The organism is Neorhizobium alkalisoli (assembly GCF_002968635.1).
Taxonomy (GTDB): domain Bacteria; phylum Pseudomonadota; class Alphaproteobacteria; order Rhizobiales; family Rhizobiaceae; genus Neorhizobium; species Neorhizobium alkalisoli.
In genome coordinates this window covers 17,496-30,894 of record NZ_PVBN01000002.1, presented here as the reverse complement: position 1 = coordinate 30,894, position 13,399 = coordinate 17,496, and the positions used below count along the sequence as shown (strand labels likewise).

General features: G+C 60.9%; 10 protein-coding genes. 3 read left to right on the top strand and 7 right to left on the bottom strand.

The window, feature by feature from the left end; genetic code table 11:
- Positions 1–15 precede the first annotated feature (15 nt).
- The 4 genes from C5L13_RS04640 to eno all read right to left on the bottom strand — a co-directional run bounded on the left by C5L13_RS04640 (position 16) and on the right by eno (position 4,475).
- Positions 16–1,437, bottom strand: a complete 1,422-nt coding sequence (locus C5L13_RS04640; protein WP_105382111.1) for a pyruvate dehydrogenase complex E1 component subunit beta — start codon at positions 1,435–1,437, stop codon at positions 16–18.
- An 18-nt stretch (positions 1,438–1,455) separates the two neighbouring features.
- Positions 1,456–2,526 (bottom strand): pyruvate dehydrogenase (acetyl-transferring) E1 component subunit alpha, encoded by a 1,071-nt coding sequence (gene pdhA / locus C5L13_RS04635; protein WP_105382110.1) that lies wholly within the window; start codon positions 2,524–2,526, stop codon positions 1,456–1,458.
- A 194-nt stretch (positions 2,527–2,720) separates the two neighbouring features.
- Entirely contained in the window at positions 2,721–3,038 is a 318-nt protein-coding gene (locus tag C5L13_RS04630; protein ID WP_105382109.1) for an FtsB family cell division protein, read from the bottom strand.
- Between the two features lie 162 nt (positions 3,039–3,200).
- Positions 3,201–4,475, bottom strand: a complete 1,275-nt coding sequence (gene eno / locus C5L13_RS04625) for a phosphopyruvate hydratase (protein ID WP_105382108.1) — start codon at positions 4,473–4,475, stop codon at positions 3,201–3,203.
- A 330-nt stretch (positions 4,476–4,805) separates the two neighbouring features.
- Between eno and C5L13_RS04620 the strand changes: the two genes are divergently transcribed.
- The gene (locus C5L13_RS04620; protein ID WP_105382107.1) at positions 4,806–6,641 is read left to right on the top strand and encodes a methyl-accepting chemotaxis protein; all 1,836 of its coding nucleotides are present in this window, start codon (positions 4,806–4,808) and stop codon (positions 6,639–6,641) included.
- Positions 6,642–6,649: 8 nt separating this feature from the next.
- On the opposite strand, the gene kdsA is transcribed toward C5L13_RS04620, so the two are convergent.
- Positions 6,650–7,498: a 3-deoxy-8-phosphooctulonate synthase gene (kdsA, locus tag C5L13_RS04615; RefSeq protein ID WP_105382106.1), complete on the bottom strand. Its 849-nt coding sequence runs from the start codon at positions 7,496–7,498 to the stop codon at positions 6,650–6,652.
- A 4-nt stretch (positions 7,499–7,502) separates the two neighbouring features.
- Entirely contained in the window at positions 7,503–8,375 is an 873-nt protein-coding gene (locus tag C5L13_RS04610; RefSeq protein WP_105382105.1) for a VOC family protein, read from the bottom strand.
- Between the two features lie 202 nt (positions 8,376–8,577).
- Between C5L13_RS04610 and lexA the strand changes: the two genes are divergently transcribed.
- Positions 8,578–9,297 carry a transcriptional repressor LexA gene (lexA, locus tag C5L13_RS04605; protein WP_105382104.1) on the top strand — a complete coding sequence of 240 codons (720 nt, stop codon included), beginning with the start codon at positions 8,578–8,580 and terminating at the stop codon, positions 9,295–9,297.
- On the opposite strand, the gene C5L13_RS04600 is transcribed toward lexA, so the two are convergent.
- The gene (locus C5L13_RS04600; RefSeq protein ID WP_105382609.1) at positions 9,278–11,809 is read right to left on the bottom strand and encodes a ComEC/Rec2 family competence protein; all 2,532 of its coding nucleotides are present in this window, start codon (positions 11,807–11,809) and stop codon (positions 9,278–9,280) included. The genes lexA and C5L13_RS04600 overlap by 20 nt on opposite strands.
- 287 nt (positions 11,810–12,096) lie before the next feature.
- Here C5L13_RS04600 and gltA point away from each other — a divergent pair, with 287 nt between their 5' ends.
- Complete coding sequence (gene gltA, locus C5L13_RS04595) at positions 12,097–13,386, top strand: citrate synthase (protein ID WP_105382103.1); 1,290 nt, start codon at positions 12,097–12,099, stop codon at positions 13,384–13,386.
- Positions 13,387–13,399 lie beyond the last annotated feature (13 nt).

The window sequence follows — 13,399 nt, the reverse complement described above, 5'->3', positions numbered from 1 at the left end:
CGGAACCTCCTCCCCTTATTTGTAGCAGACGGTTTTGACCGCCTGGACGACTTCGCCGACATTCGGCAGAGCGAGCTTTTCCAGGTTCGCCGCGTAAGGCATCGGAACGTCCTTGCCGGCGATCGTCAGGATCGGCGCATCGAGATAATCGAAGGCCTGCTGCATGACGCGGGTGGCGATCTCGGTACCGACGGACGACTGCGGATAACCTTCTTCCACGGTAACGAGGCGGCCGGTCTTCTTGACCGATTCGATGACCGTCGGCAGATCCATCGGCCGGATGGTCCTGAGGTCGATCAGCTCGACGTCGATGCCTTCCTTCTCCAGTTCCGCAATCGCCTTGACCGAGTAGGTCATGCCGATGCCCCAGGAGACGATGGTTACGTCCTTGCCGGTCTTGTGGATGCGCGCCTTGCCGATCGGCAGAACGAAGTCATCGAGCTTCGGCACTTCGAAGGAATGGCCGTAGAGGATTTCGTTTTCCAGGAAGATAACCGGGTTCGGATCGCGGATAGCAGCCTTCAACAGGCCCTTGGCGTCGGCAGCCGTGTAGGGCATGACCACCTTGAGACCCGGTATCTGGCTGTACCAGGCGGCGTAATCCTGGCTGTGCTGGGCCGCGACACGGGCGGCCGCGCCGTTCGGGCCGCGGAAGACGATCGGTGCGCCCATCTGGCCGCCGGACATGTAAAGCGTCTTGGCGGCGGAGTTGATGATGTGGTCGATCGCCTGCATGGCGAAGTTGAAGGTCATGAACTCGACGATCGGCTTCAGGCCGGCCATGGCCGCACCGACGCCGACACCGGCAAAACCGTGTTCGGTGATCGGCGTGTCAACCACGCGGCGCGGACCGAACTCCTGCAAGAGACCTTGGGTGATCTTGTAGGCGCCCTGATATTCGGCGACTTCTTCACCCATCACGAAGACGTCTTCGTCGCGGCGCATTTCTTCGGCCATCGCGTCGCGCAGCGCTTCACGGACCGTCATCGTCACCATTTCGGTGCCGGCCGGAATGTCCGGATCGGAGGCGACGTCCAGCTTCGGCTGGGCCGGGACCTTGCTGTCAGATGCAGCCGTCGGCTCTTCGGCCGATTGACGAGCCTTGCCGCCGGCAGCATCGGACGTCGCAGCAGGCGTGTCCGCATCAGCCTTCGGCGCGGCCGGCGCGGAAGAACCGATGGAATCGGCGCTTTCGCCTTCGGCGAGCAGCACGGCGATCTTGGTATTGACCTTGACGTTTTCGGTGCCGGCCGGAACCAGCAGCTTGCCGATCACGCCTTCATCGACGGCTTCCACTTCCATGGTCGCCTTGTCGGTCTCGATTTCGGCGATCACGTCGCCGGAGGTGACCTTGTCACCTTCCTGTTTCAGCCACTTGCTGAGCGTGCCTTCCTCCATGGTCGGGGAAAGGGCGGGCATAAGGATGTCGATAGGCATGAAGTTCCCTCCCCTCGATCAGAGCAGAATGTCGGTGTAGAGCTCGGAAACATCCGGCTCCGGATCGGCCTGGGCGAAATCGGCCGAGTCGGCGACGATGTCGCGCACGTCCTTGTCGATCGCCTTCAGCTCGTCCTCGGTTGCCCAGCCCTTTTCGAGAAGGCGGGCGCGCACCTGCTCGATCGGATCGTGCTCGGAGCGCATCTTCTGCACTTCGTCCTTGGAGCGATATTTCGCCGGGTCGGACATCGAGTGACCGCGATAGCGGTAGGTCAGCATTTCCAAGATGATCGGACCCTTGCCGGCACGGCAATGGGCGACTGCCTCATCCGCCGCAGCCTTGACGGCGCGCACGTCCATGCCATCCACCTGGAAGCCTGGAATGCCGAAGGAGGCGCCGCGCTGCGAGAAATCGGTCTGGGCCGAGGCGCGGGCAACGGAGGTCCCCATGGCGTAGCGGTTGTTCTCGATCACGTAGACGACCGGCAGCTTCCACAGATTGGCCATGTTGAAGCTTTCATAGACCTGCCCCTGGTTGGCCGCACCGTCGCCGAAATAGGCGGTCGAGACATTGTCGTTGCCGCGATATTTGTTGGCGAAGGCGAGACCGGTGCCGAGCGACACCTGCGCGCCGACGATGCCGTGGCCGCCGTAGAACTGCTTTTCCTTGGAGAACATGTGCATGGAGCCGCCCTTCCCCTTGGAATAGCCACCCCGACGACCCGTCAGTTCCGCCATGACACCGCGCGCGCTCATCCCGGTCGCCAGCATGTGCCCGTGGTCGCGATAACCGGTGATGACCTGATCGCCTTCCTTCAGCGCCATCTGCATGCCGACGACGACAGCTTCCTGGCCGATATAGAGGTGACAGAAACCGCCGATGAAGCCCATGCCGTAAAGCTGGCCGGCCTTTTCCTCGAAACGGCGGATCAGCAGCATATCGCGATAAGCGGTGAGCTCCTGGTCCTTGTTGAATTCGGCGAAAATGCCGCCGTTGAAATCTTTTTTGGCTGGCTTGGAGCTGGTTTTGGTAGCAGACCTTGCCGCGGGCTTGCGGCCGGATACAGACGCGGTTTTAGTCGGCGCCATTCATCCCTCCCTGTGTGCTGCGTTTTAGAATGGAACAGACGCCGAGGCTTGCATCGCCGGAATCCCATTCTGGTTTCGGGGCGTACCATAGGGAAGAAACCGCGCCCCAGCAATGCCATAAATGCATGGCTCACATTCCGTACAACCCCTTGAAAAGATTGACGAATGGTAAAATTAACTGATTTTTGGTTAATTCAGAAGTAGCTGTCGAAGATGACGATTTCGTCAGGGCGCGAAACATTGAGCTGATAACGCGCGATCTCGTCCAGCATATCCTTCTCCAGCGAACCATCACTCATCAGCCGCACTTGCCGCTCGAGTGCCTCACGTCTTGCGGTCAGCTTGCCGAGTTCCTCCGCGCGCGCCTGCCGCTGACGTTCGAATTCCTCCGTGGCGATCAGCCCCAGATCGCCATGCACCGAATGATAGCCGAAGTAGGAAAGAAAGGCGATGGTGATGGCAGGAAGAACAAGGCGGCCAAATTTTCTTTTTTTATGATGCTTGGTCCACATGCCGTTCAACGCCTTGCCACATTCGCCGGATCACGCGAACGATCCGGAACAGAAGGTAAAATTCGCAGAACTTGCTTAAGCAATCGTTTCCAATGCCTCGATGCAAAAGCCCGCGCTTTCGGCGCGGGCTTTCATAGTCACTAATAAACAATAAGAGCAGGCTCAGACCTTGAGGACGGAGCGGCCGGCATAGGCCGCCTGCGGACCCAGCATTTCCTCGATGCGGATAAGCTGGTTGTATTTGGCAAGGCGATCCGAGCGCGAAAGAGAGCCGGTTTTGATCTGACCGCAATTGGTGGCGACGGCAAGATCTGCAATGGTCGAATCTTCCGTCTCGCCGGAGCGATGCGACATGACGGCGGTGTAGTTTGCCTTATGCGCCGTTTCGACCGCGTCGAGCGTTTCCGACAGCGAGCCGATCTGATTGACCTTCACGAGGATGGAATTTGCCACGCCCATCTTGATGCCGTCGCGAAGGCGAGCGGAATTGGTAACGAAAAGATCGTCGCCCACGAGCTGGACGCTGGAGCCGATCTTGTCCGTCAGGTACTTCCAGCCATCCCAATCGTCTTCGGCCATGCCGTCTTCGATCGAGATGATCGGGTATTTTGCTGCAAGCTCGGCAAGGTAATCCGCCATGGCTTCCGGCTCCAGCGTGCGGCCTTCGCCTTCCATCTCGTATTTGCCGTTCTTGAAGAATTCCGTCGAGGCGCAGTCGAGTGCGAGGCAGACGTCGTCGCCCGGCCTGTAACCGGCCTTTTCGACCGACTTCATGATGAAATCGAGAGCTTCCGGAGCGCTTTTCAGGCCCGGCGCAAAGCCGCCTTCGTCACCGACATTCGTATTGTGGCCCTGGGCCGCAAGCTCCTTCTTGAGAACATGGAAGATTTCCGAACCCATGCGCACGGCATCGCGCAGGGTATCGGCGCCGACCGGCATGATCATGAATTCCTGGAAGTCGATCGGGTTGTCGGCATGCGCGCCGCCGTTGATGATGTTCATCATCGGTACGGGAAGCACGTGCGCGTTCGGGCCGCCGACATAGCGATAGAGCGGCAAGCCGGTCGTTTCGGCCGCTGCCTTGGCGACGGCGAGCGATACGCCGAGGATGGCGTTGGCGCCGAGGCGCGACTTGTTCGGCGTGCCATCGAGGGCGATCATTGTCTTGTCGATATGGATCTGGCTCTCGGCATCGAATCCGCCGATCGCGTCAAAGATTTCGGTGTTGACGGCTTCAACTGCCTTCTCGACGCCCTTGCCGTGATAACGCTTTCCGCCATCGCGCAGCTCAACCGCTTCATGCGCGCCGGTAGAAGCGCCAGAGGGGACGGCGGCGCGGCCCATCGAGCCATCTTCGAGATGGACATCCACTTCGACGGTGGGGTTGCCGCGGCTGTCGAGGATTTCACGGGCGATGATATCGGTGATGGCGGTCATGGCTCTTCCTGCTGTGGTGGTTTGGTGGGAACCTGTCTTAATGGAAGACGTGCAAAATACAATCCGCGGACTGGCCCCGAGCGAAAGAGCGGTATCGGAAGAATATGTCACGGCTTTGAAGGCGGTCGACTGAAGGGCGGCAGCCTGGCAAAAGTCGAGCTTATCTCAGAATTAACCATTGGGTTTTATGGTTAACAGAAGGTGAGAAGCAAAAGCCGGCAAGGCATGCGGCGCGTAATGCCGCCCGTCATCTCGATTGCAGTTTGAAAAATGCATTTTCATTCAAGCGGACGGACGGTCCGTCCATAGGGGCTCTGTGGGGGAGCAACGATGAAACTCAATATCGCGCGTAGCCTGGCAATCTTTGCCGGGGTGGTCACTACTGGACTTGTCATTTCGATCGGCATTCAAAATCACGCATTCAACAAGCTTCGCGTCAACGGCGAGATGTACCGGCAGATCATCTACGGCAAGGACCTCGTCGCCGATATCCTGCCGCCACCTCTCTATCTGGTGGAAAGCTATATGCTGGCGCTCGAAGCGGTCCAGCGACCGGCTGCCGCCAAACCCAATCTCGAGCGTGTTGCGGCCGTCCTGAAGCCGGCCTACGAGGACCGCCGAAAATACTGGCAGGAAACGGCACTCAGCGCCGACCTCAAGCAAAAGCTTCTCGCTGATGTGCTTGTGAAGGGCGACGACTTCTGGAAGACGATGAAGGACGAGCTGTCGCCTGCAATCCTCGCTGGAAATACGCCTGTCATCGGCGCCGCCTTCGAAAAGCTTGCCACGCAGTTTCATGTGCATGAGGCGGCGGTCAACGAACTCGTGGAGATGGCGAATGTCTTCCTCGCAGAGGCGGAGAAGGATGCGACCGAACAGACCAAGCTTCTTTCCTCGATCACGCTTGTCGCGGCTGCGACCTCCCTGCTTCTTCTGGTCGGCGGGCTCTATCTCTTTCGCCGTCGCGCCATCGTGCCCCTCTCTGTCATGCGCGATTATATGACGGTGCTGGCAGGCGGCGATTACTCCCGGGAGGTGCCGTTCAGCCGCCGCGAGGACGAGATCGGCGAAATGGCGCATGCCGTCACCGTCTTCCGCCAATCCGGGCAGGAGCGCGACAATATCCGCCTGCGGCAGGAAGCCGATCGGCAGGCGCAGGCGGAACGGGACCTGGCGCTCGCGAAGGACAAAGCGAACGAAGAGGCCGAAAGAGAGGGTGTCATTTCACATCTTCGGGAAGGTCTCTCCCGCCTGTCGCACGGCGACCTGACCGTGCAGATCAACCACCCGTTCCAGGCGGCCTATGAGGAATTGCGGGAGGAATTCAACTCCAGCATCCGGACACTTTATTCCGTGATGCAGGAAATCTCCGGCGCGACGGAGACGGTGCGGACGGGTTCCGGCGCGATCGCCAACGGCACCGACGACCTGGCGCAGCGCACCGAGCATCAGGCGGCTTCGCTGGAGCAGGCAGCCTCGGCGCTCGATCAGATTACCGTCACCATGAAAAACGCGACCGCGAGGGCGCAGGAGGCGAATACCATGATGACGGCCGCCCAGAAGGGTGCGGCCCATTCTGCGGGCGTCGTGCGCGAGGCGGTGCTGGCGATGGAACAGATCGAGGCCTCCTCCGCCCAGATCAGCAGCATCATCAACGTGATCGACGAGATCGCGTTTCAGACGAATCTGCTGGCCCTCAATGCCGGCGTCGAGGCAGCCCGCGCCGGCGAGGCCGGCAAGGGTTTTGCGGTCGTCGCGCAGGAAGTCCGCGATCTCGCCGGGCGCTCGGCGAACCTCGCCCACGAAATCAAGCGGTTGATCGAAACCTCCGCGAACCAGGTGGCAGCCGGGGTTTCGCTGGTGAACCGCACGGGCGAGGCGCTGGGCGACATCGACGGCCAGGTCGCCAAGGTCACCGAGCACATCGGCTCGATCATGCGTGCCTCCTCGGAGCAGTCGACGGCGCTCCAGGAGGTCAACACGGCGATCAACCGTATGGACACGGTGACGCAGCAGAACGCTGCGATGGTGGAGGAGACAAGCGCGGCCTGCCATGAACTCGGCGAGGAGGCGGCCAAGCTCAACCGCCTGCTATCCCGCTTCAAGCTGGCGTCCGCGACAGCCGGAAGTCACCGGCCAGAGACGGGCTTGAGACTGGCTGGCTGAGAACCTTCTCAGGCCGCCTTTGCGATGGCATCGAAGGCGAGAAGTTTTTCAAGCAGCCGCGGCATATCCTTCAGGTGCACCATGTTGGGGCCGTCGGACGGGGCGTTGTCGGGATCCTCGTGGGTCTCGATAAACACCCCGGCAACACCGACCGCAACGGCGGCGCGCGCCAGCGTTTCCACGAACTCCCGCTGGCCGCCGCTTGAACCGCCCTGCCCGCCCGGCTGCTGGACCGAATGCGTGGCATCGAACACCACCGGCGAGCCCAGGGCCGCCATGATCGGCAGCGACCGCATGTCCGAAACAAGCGTGTTGTAACCGAAGGACGCGCCGCGCTCGCACAGCAGCACATTCGGATTGCCACTCGCGGTGAACTTGGCCAGCACATTCTTCATGTCCCAGGGGGCAAGGAACTGGCCCTTCTTGACGTTGATGACGCGGCCGGTTCTGGCGGCGGCGATCAAGAGGTCCGTCTGACGGCTGAGAAAGGCGGGGATCTGCAGGATGTCCACGGTCCCGGCGACCATCGCACATTGTTCTTCGGTGTGAATGTCGGTCAGGACGGGGAAACCGAATTCCTTCTTCAGATCGGCAAAGATCTCCATCGCGTTTTCCAGCCCGATGCCGCGCTTGCCGGCAATCGAAGTGCGGTTTGCCTTGTCGAAGGACGACTTGTAGACCAGGCCGAGGCCGAGCTTGCCGCAGAGTTCCTTGAGCGTGCCGGCGATCATGAAGGCGTGGTCGCGGCTTTCCATCTGGCAGGGACCTGCGATCAGCGACAGGCGCGCATCCTGCGCGAAAACCACCTGGCCGTCCCCTTCGCCGACTAGCACGCGCGGATTGGCAGAAACTTCCATAAATCTATTCCTCGAAGCCGAACAAAACACCCTGGCCGGGGGCCGCCGAGACCAGAACGCGGCCCTCGCGGCGGACGAATGCCACGTCATTAGCAGCAAGGATGATTTCTGTCACGGCAAGATCGGCCGTCTTGAAGATGATCGCGCGGCCATGCAAACCGTCCGCACCGGCGACCGACGGAAGCGCGAATTCCGCCTCCAGATCCTCATTTCCCAAGATCCGGATGCGAGCATTTGCGGCGGCCAGCTTCAGAAAACCGGGCTCCGCCTCCCCTCGCGCCATCAGCACTTCCTCGACCAAAGGAGCGAAGTCGGACGGCGCCGGAGCGGACAGGATGATCTCGCTCAGGCCGATAACCGTGTTGGCATGTCGCTCCAATTCGCCTCGGTCGGACGGCAGCGGAACAAGGCGCTGAACGGAGAACAGGAAGAAATCGGGCGCCCGGTCATCGCCCGCAAACGCCAGCCGGAAACTTGCCTCGGTCTCAGAACCGTCGGGCATCGTCACCGTGCGCGAAAACTCCAGAACGTCACCGGCGGAAATTCCGCGCAGCCTGAAGCGGGCATGATCGGCTGCAACATCCTGTGACGCGACGACCAGGGCCGAAAATCCCTGCTTGTTGCGGCCTTTTCGAAAAGCGAGATCGCGTGCCGTGAAGACATTGCCCCGCTTCGCAGCAGCGCTCGCGTGACGGCGGTTGTCGATCGCCAGCGGCTCCAGATAGGTGCCATCGGAGAAAAACACGCAAGCATTGGCGGTGCCGAAAGGATGAAATGCATCCGGCGCAACAGTAAATCCGAGATCGGTGAGCCGCGAACGCGCGAACGCAAGGTCCGCCACCGGCAGTACGAGATGATCGATCGATCTTGCGTTCAAGCTGGGCCCCCAGGAATTTCAGAATCGCGAAGCTAAAATGGCAGCGGGCGCGCCGCGCGCAAGTGGTAACGCAGCAGATATGTTACAGACATCTATGAAGAAAAAATCATCATACTTCACGAAAATTTAGGGACTTGCGGAACACATATGGAACATATAGTGTTCGTTCTTGATTTGTTTCCGACTCTTGAGGGTGCCGACGATGCTCACGCGCAAACAGCAGGAATTGCTTCTGTTCATTCACGAACGCATGAAGGAATCCGGCGTACCGCCCTCCTTCGACGAAATGAAAGATGCCCTCGACCTCGCGTCGAAGTCGGGCATCCACCGGCTGATCACCGCGCTCGAGGAACGCGGCTTCATTCGCCGCCTGCCGAACAGGGCGCGCGCGCTGGAAGTCATCAAGTTGCCGGAAGCCTATGCGCCCAGCCTTCAGCCACGCCGAGGCTTTTCGCCGAGCGTCATCGAGGGCAGCCTTGGCAAGCCGCAACCGGCCGCCGCCCCTGCGAAGCCAGCCGCCAACGACGACAGCTCCAATTCGACCACGGTTCCCGTGATGGGCCGGATCGCCGCCGGTGTTCCTATCTCTGCCATCCAGAACAATACGCATGATATTGCCGTCCCCGCCGAGATGCTCGGATCCGGCGAGCACTATGCGCTCGAGGTCAAGGGCGATTCGATGATCGAGGCCGGCATTCTCGACGGCGATACCGTGATCATCCGAAACGGCAATACGGCAAATCCGGGCGATATTATCGTCGCCTTGGTGGACGAGGAGGAAGCGACACTCAAGCGCTTCCGTCGCCGTGGGGCATCGATCGCGCTCGAAGCAGCAAATCCGGCCTATGAAACGCGCATCTTCCCGCCGGATCGGGTCAAGATCCAGGGCAAGCTGGTCGGCCTCATCCGCCGCTATCACTGACCAGCTTGCCGAGCGGTTCCGGCAGGGACGAATCGAAGATCTGACGTCGCCAGTCGTAATGGCGATGGCGGGTCCACGGGCGCTCCTCACCAAGGAGCGCTGCGTGAAGCCGCCAGCGGCGAATGTCCGGGGAACCGTCCAGAAACAATTCGAGCGCCCCCGCGGTCCTGAGCGCTTTGCCGTTGATCATCAGCGCTCCGGAACGGCAGCGGTCAAATCGGGCGCGTGGAGCGACGATGATGCGCGCAGCATCACAGGCAGTGCCGGCATAACGGCCATCCTCCACATGAACGACAATCACGCCTTCGGCGGTTTTTGATGCGCACCAGGCTCGCGGCGCGCAGATGAACCGCCCGACAGGTGCCTCCCTCATCTGGCGGCTTGCCGTCTCTTCCTCGTCCTTCGTCAGTTCGTCGCGCTCGCCGGAGCTGTTCGAAGCCAGCGGATTTCCTCCAGTCTTGCTTTCCGGCAATTTGTCTCCGGCCGGAGACCTGTCTTTCGCGGGCAGCAATTCCGGTTTCACCGGGTCTCCAAGCAGAAGCGCCCGCTTCCATTGATCATAAACAAAGTCCGGAGGACGGCTGCGATTGGTGGCGATGCCGGGACTACCCTTCAGGGCAATCATGGTTCCATCGTCCGAGATCAGGATATCCGGAATAGGTTTTGACCGCTCCTGCCATGACAGCAGCAATCCGGCTGCGAGAAGAGGAATGCCGAGATATCTCAACCGGGTTCTCAGCAGCGTCAGCAGAAGGAAACCCGCCGTTGCGACGACGAGGAACCAGGGATGCTGCCGGCCAATGCCCACGTCCCCGCCCCAGGCCGCGACATGCCTGGCGATCGCGATCACGGCTTCCAGGCCGAGACCCATGAGCTTCAGGAACGGCGCATCGAGCCCGAAGGGCATCAGCAGCATGCCGATCAACCCCGACGGCATGACCACGAAGGAAATGACCGGCATGGCGGCGAGGTTGGCAGCCAAGCCGTAGGTGGCGATGCGGTGGAAATGCTCGACTGAAAAAATCGCCGTCGAGATTCCGCCAATCAATGAGGTGACAAAAATGCCGGCGGTGAAATTCCAGACGGCCAGCATCGGCATGATCACAGGGTGACGGAACGGCAGGCGCTCCGGATCACGCTTTTCCGATCGATGTTTCCAAAGCGCGTAACCGGCGACCAGCGCAGCGGTGGCTGCGAAGGACATCTGGAAGCTGGGGCCGAGGATTTCCGAGGGAGATACGGCGATAATGATCAACGCGGAGAGCGCGACATTGCGCAGGCTGATGGACGGCCGGTCGAAGAGGACCGCGACGAGCATCACCGCCATCATGATATAGGCCCTCTCGGCGGAGACGCCGAAGCCGGAAATAAGATAATAGGCGGTCGCCATGAGGAGAGCGCCCAAAGCCGCAAGCTTCTTCACCGGGAAAGCCTGGGCAAGTGGCGTGAACAGCGAAAGCACCGTGCGCACGCCGACGAAAAAGATACCCGCGGCAAGCGCCATATTGAGCCCGGAGATCGCGACGATATGAGCAAGGCCGGAAAGCCTGAGCGCTTCGACGGTCTCCTCGGAAATCGCCCGCCGCTCGTCGGTGACGATCGCCGCCGCGAAGGCGCCTGCGTCGCCGGGCACTGTAGCGCGGATATGGCCGGCGATCATGCTGCGCAGATCGAAGAGGCGGCGCGCGGCTTCCGAAAGCCATCCATGCGGCAGTCCTGGATCGCCGCCCCTTTTCGGAGCTCCGTAAAAGAAACCAACGGCGCCGATCCCGTCGAAATAGGAGGAGAAGGCGAAGTCATTGAGGCCCGGAAGCGCCGGTCCGGATGGAGGCGACAAACGGACCCTGCCGCTAATCGTATCTGACGTCTGCACCGCCTCGTGGCGCGCCCGCGCGAGCAGCGACACGCGCTCCGGCGGGCGCCGGATTTCAGGACCGGAGGTACGCTCGACGCGTACGATATAACGCCATCGCCCGCGGGCATCGACCTCCCGCCTTTCGACCACGCCGGTCAACTCGGTCGTCACAGGGGAATCGAGAACAACGGTACCCCGGCGCCAGGTCTCGAGTTCAGCAAGCATCGTCCCGCCAAGAAAAAGTGCGGCAGCGGGAGGAAGGATACGCAAGATGCCGGAGGTATGACGCGTGGCGACCGCCAGCATCAGGCAGACGAGGAAGGCTACGAAGAGAGGCCAGAACGGCGGCGTGTCGGGCAGCGCGAACCAGACGGCGGCCCCGGCGCCGACCAGGACGGGGACGAAAAGAAAGGCGTGTCCGTGGGCTGCCTCCTCCTCCAACATGCGGGGAAAACTGAGGTGCAGCCGGCGGATTCCGCGCAGCAGCGAATGGCTGCGGGTATACGTCGCCGAGCGTTTCTCCAGACGTGGGCGAAGTTCCGAAAAGGGTTCCAAGGCATGAGGTCCGGATGCGCCCGCATCCGGCAAAGCGGGGGCCTGCCGGAAGATCGCCCCCCTGCTCCCCACCAACTTCGGAAACGCTGTGTCTTCCGGCATGAAACGCTCGACCCAATTTGCCCCGACTGAGCGATAATACAACCTGCGCGTTTCCTCGCGCGCCGTCAACTGGCGGCAAAAGCTAAGCAATCCCAAAGAGCTCGGTCGGGTTGCACTAGGAAGTTGGATGCCCAATTATATAGGGCTGCCTCATATCCTGCCGCGCTGCACAAAATGCTACCAAGGACTGCTTGGCATGAGCTTTCGGATCATATAGCAAGGCATTGGACGCTTAATTCTTGTGGCGCTTTTTAGGCGCCACGCCGCCAAAAGGTTGGAGGATCAGCATGACGGGTAAAAGCGCAAATATGGCACTCGGTGACAAGCACGTCGACCTGCCGGTAAAGTCTGGCTCGATCGGTCCTGATGTGATCGACATCGGCTCGCTCTACAAGCAGACCGGTGCCTTTACTTACGATCCGGGCTTCACCTCCACGGCATCCTGCGAGTCCAAGATCACCTATATCGACGGCGACGCGGGCATCCTTCTGCATCGCGGTTATCCGATCGAGCAGCTCGCCGAGCATGGCGACTTCCTGGAGACCTGCTATCTGCTGCTTTACGGCGAATTGCCGACGGCTGCCCAGAAAAAGGACTTCGACTACCGCGTTACCCATCACACGATGGTCCATGAGCAGATGAGCCGCTTCTTTACCGGCTTCCGCCGCGACGCTCATCCGATGGCAGTCATGTGCGGCTGTGTTGGCGCGCTCTCGGCTTTCTATCACGACTCCACGGATATCACCGATCCGCACCAGCGCATGGTCGCCAGCCTGCGGATGATCGCCAAGATGCCGACGCTCGCTGCGATGGCCTATAAATACCACATCGGTCAGCCGTTCGTTTATCCTCAGAACAATCTGGATTATGCGTCCAACTTCCTGCGCATGTGTTTTGCCGTGCCCTGCGAGGAATATGTGGTCAACCCGGTGCTTTCGCGCGCCATGGACCGCATCTTCATCCTGCACGCCGATCACGAGCAGAATGCATCGACCTCGACGGTCCGCCTCGCCGGCTCCTCCGGCGCCAATCCGTTCGCCTGCATCGCGGCCGGCATTGCCTGCCTCTGGGGTCCGGCGCATGGCGGTGCCAACGAGGCAGCGCTCAACATGCTGACGGAAATCGGCTCGGTTGACTGCATTCCGGAATACATTGCCCGCGCCAAGGACAAGAGCGACCCGTTCCGCCTGATGGGCTTCGGCCACCGCGTCTACAAGAACTACGATCCGCGCGCCAAGATCATGCAGAAGACGACGCATGAGGTTCTCGGCGAACTCGGCCACAAGGACGACCCGCTGCTGCAGGTCGCCATGGAGCTGGAGCGCATCGCGCTCACCGACGAATACTTCATCGAGAAGAAGCTTTACCCGAATATCGACTTCTATTCGGGCATCACGCTGAAGGCGATGGGCTTCCCCACCACGATGTTTACGGTGCTCTTCGCTCTCGCCCGCACCGTCGGCTGGATCGCCCAGTGGGCCGAAATGATCGAAGATCCGGAGCAGCGCATCGGCCGTCCGCGCCAGCTCTATACCGGCGAACCGCAGCGCGACTACGTGCCGGTCTCCAAGCGCTGATCCAAACGCCGCG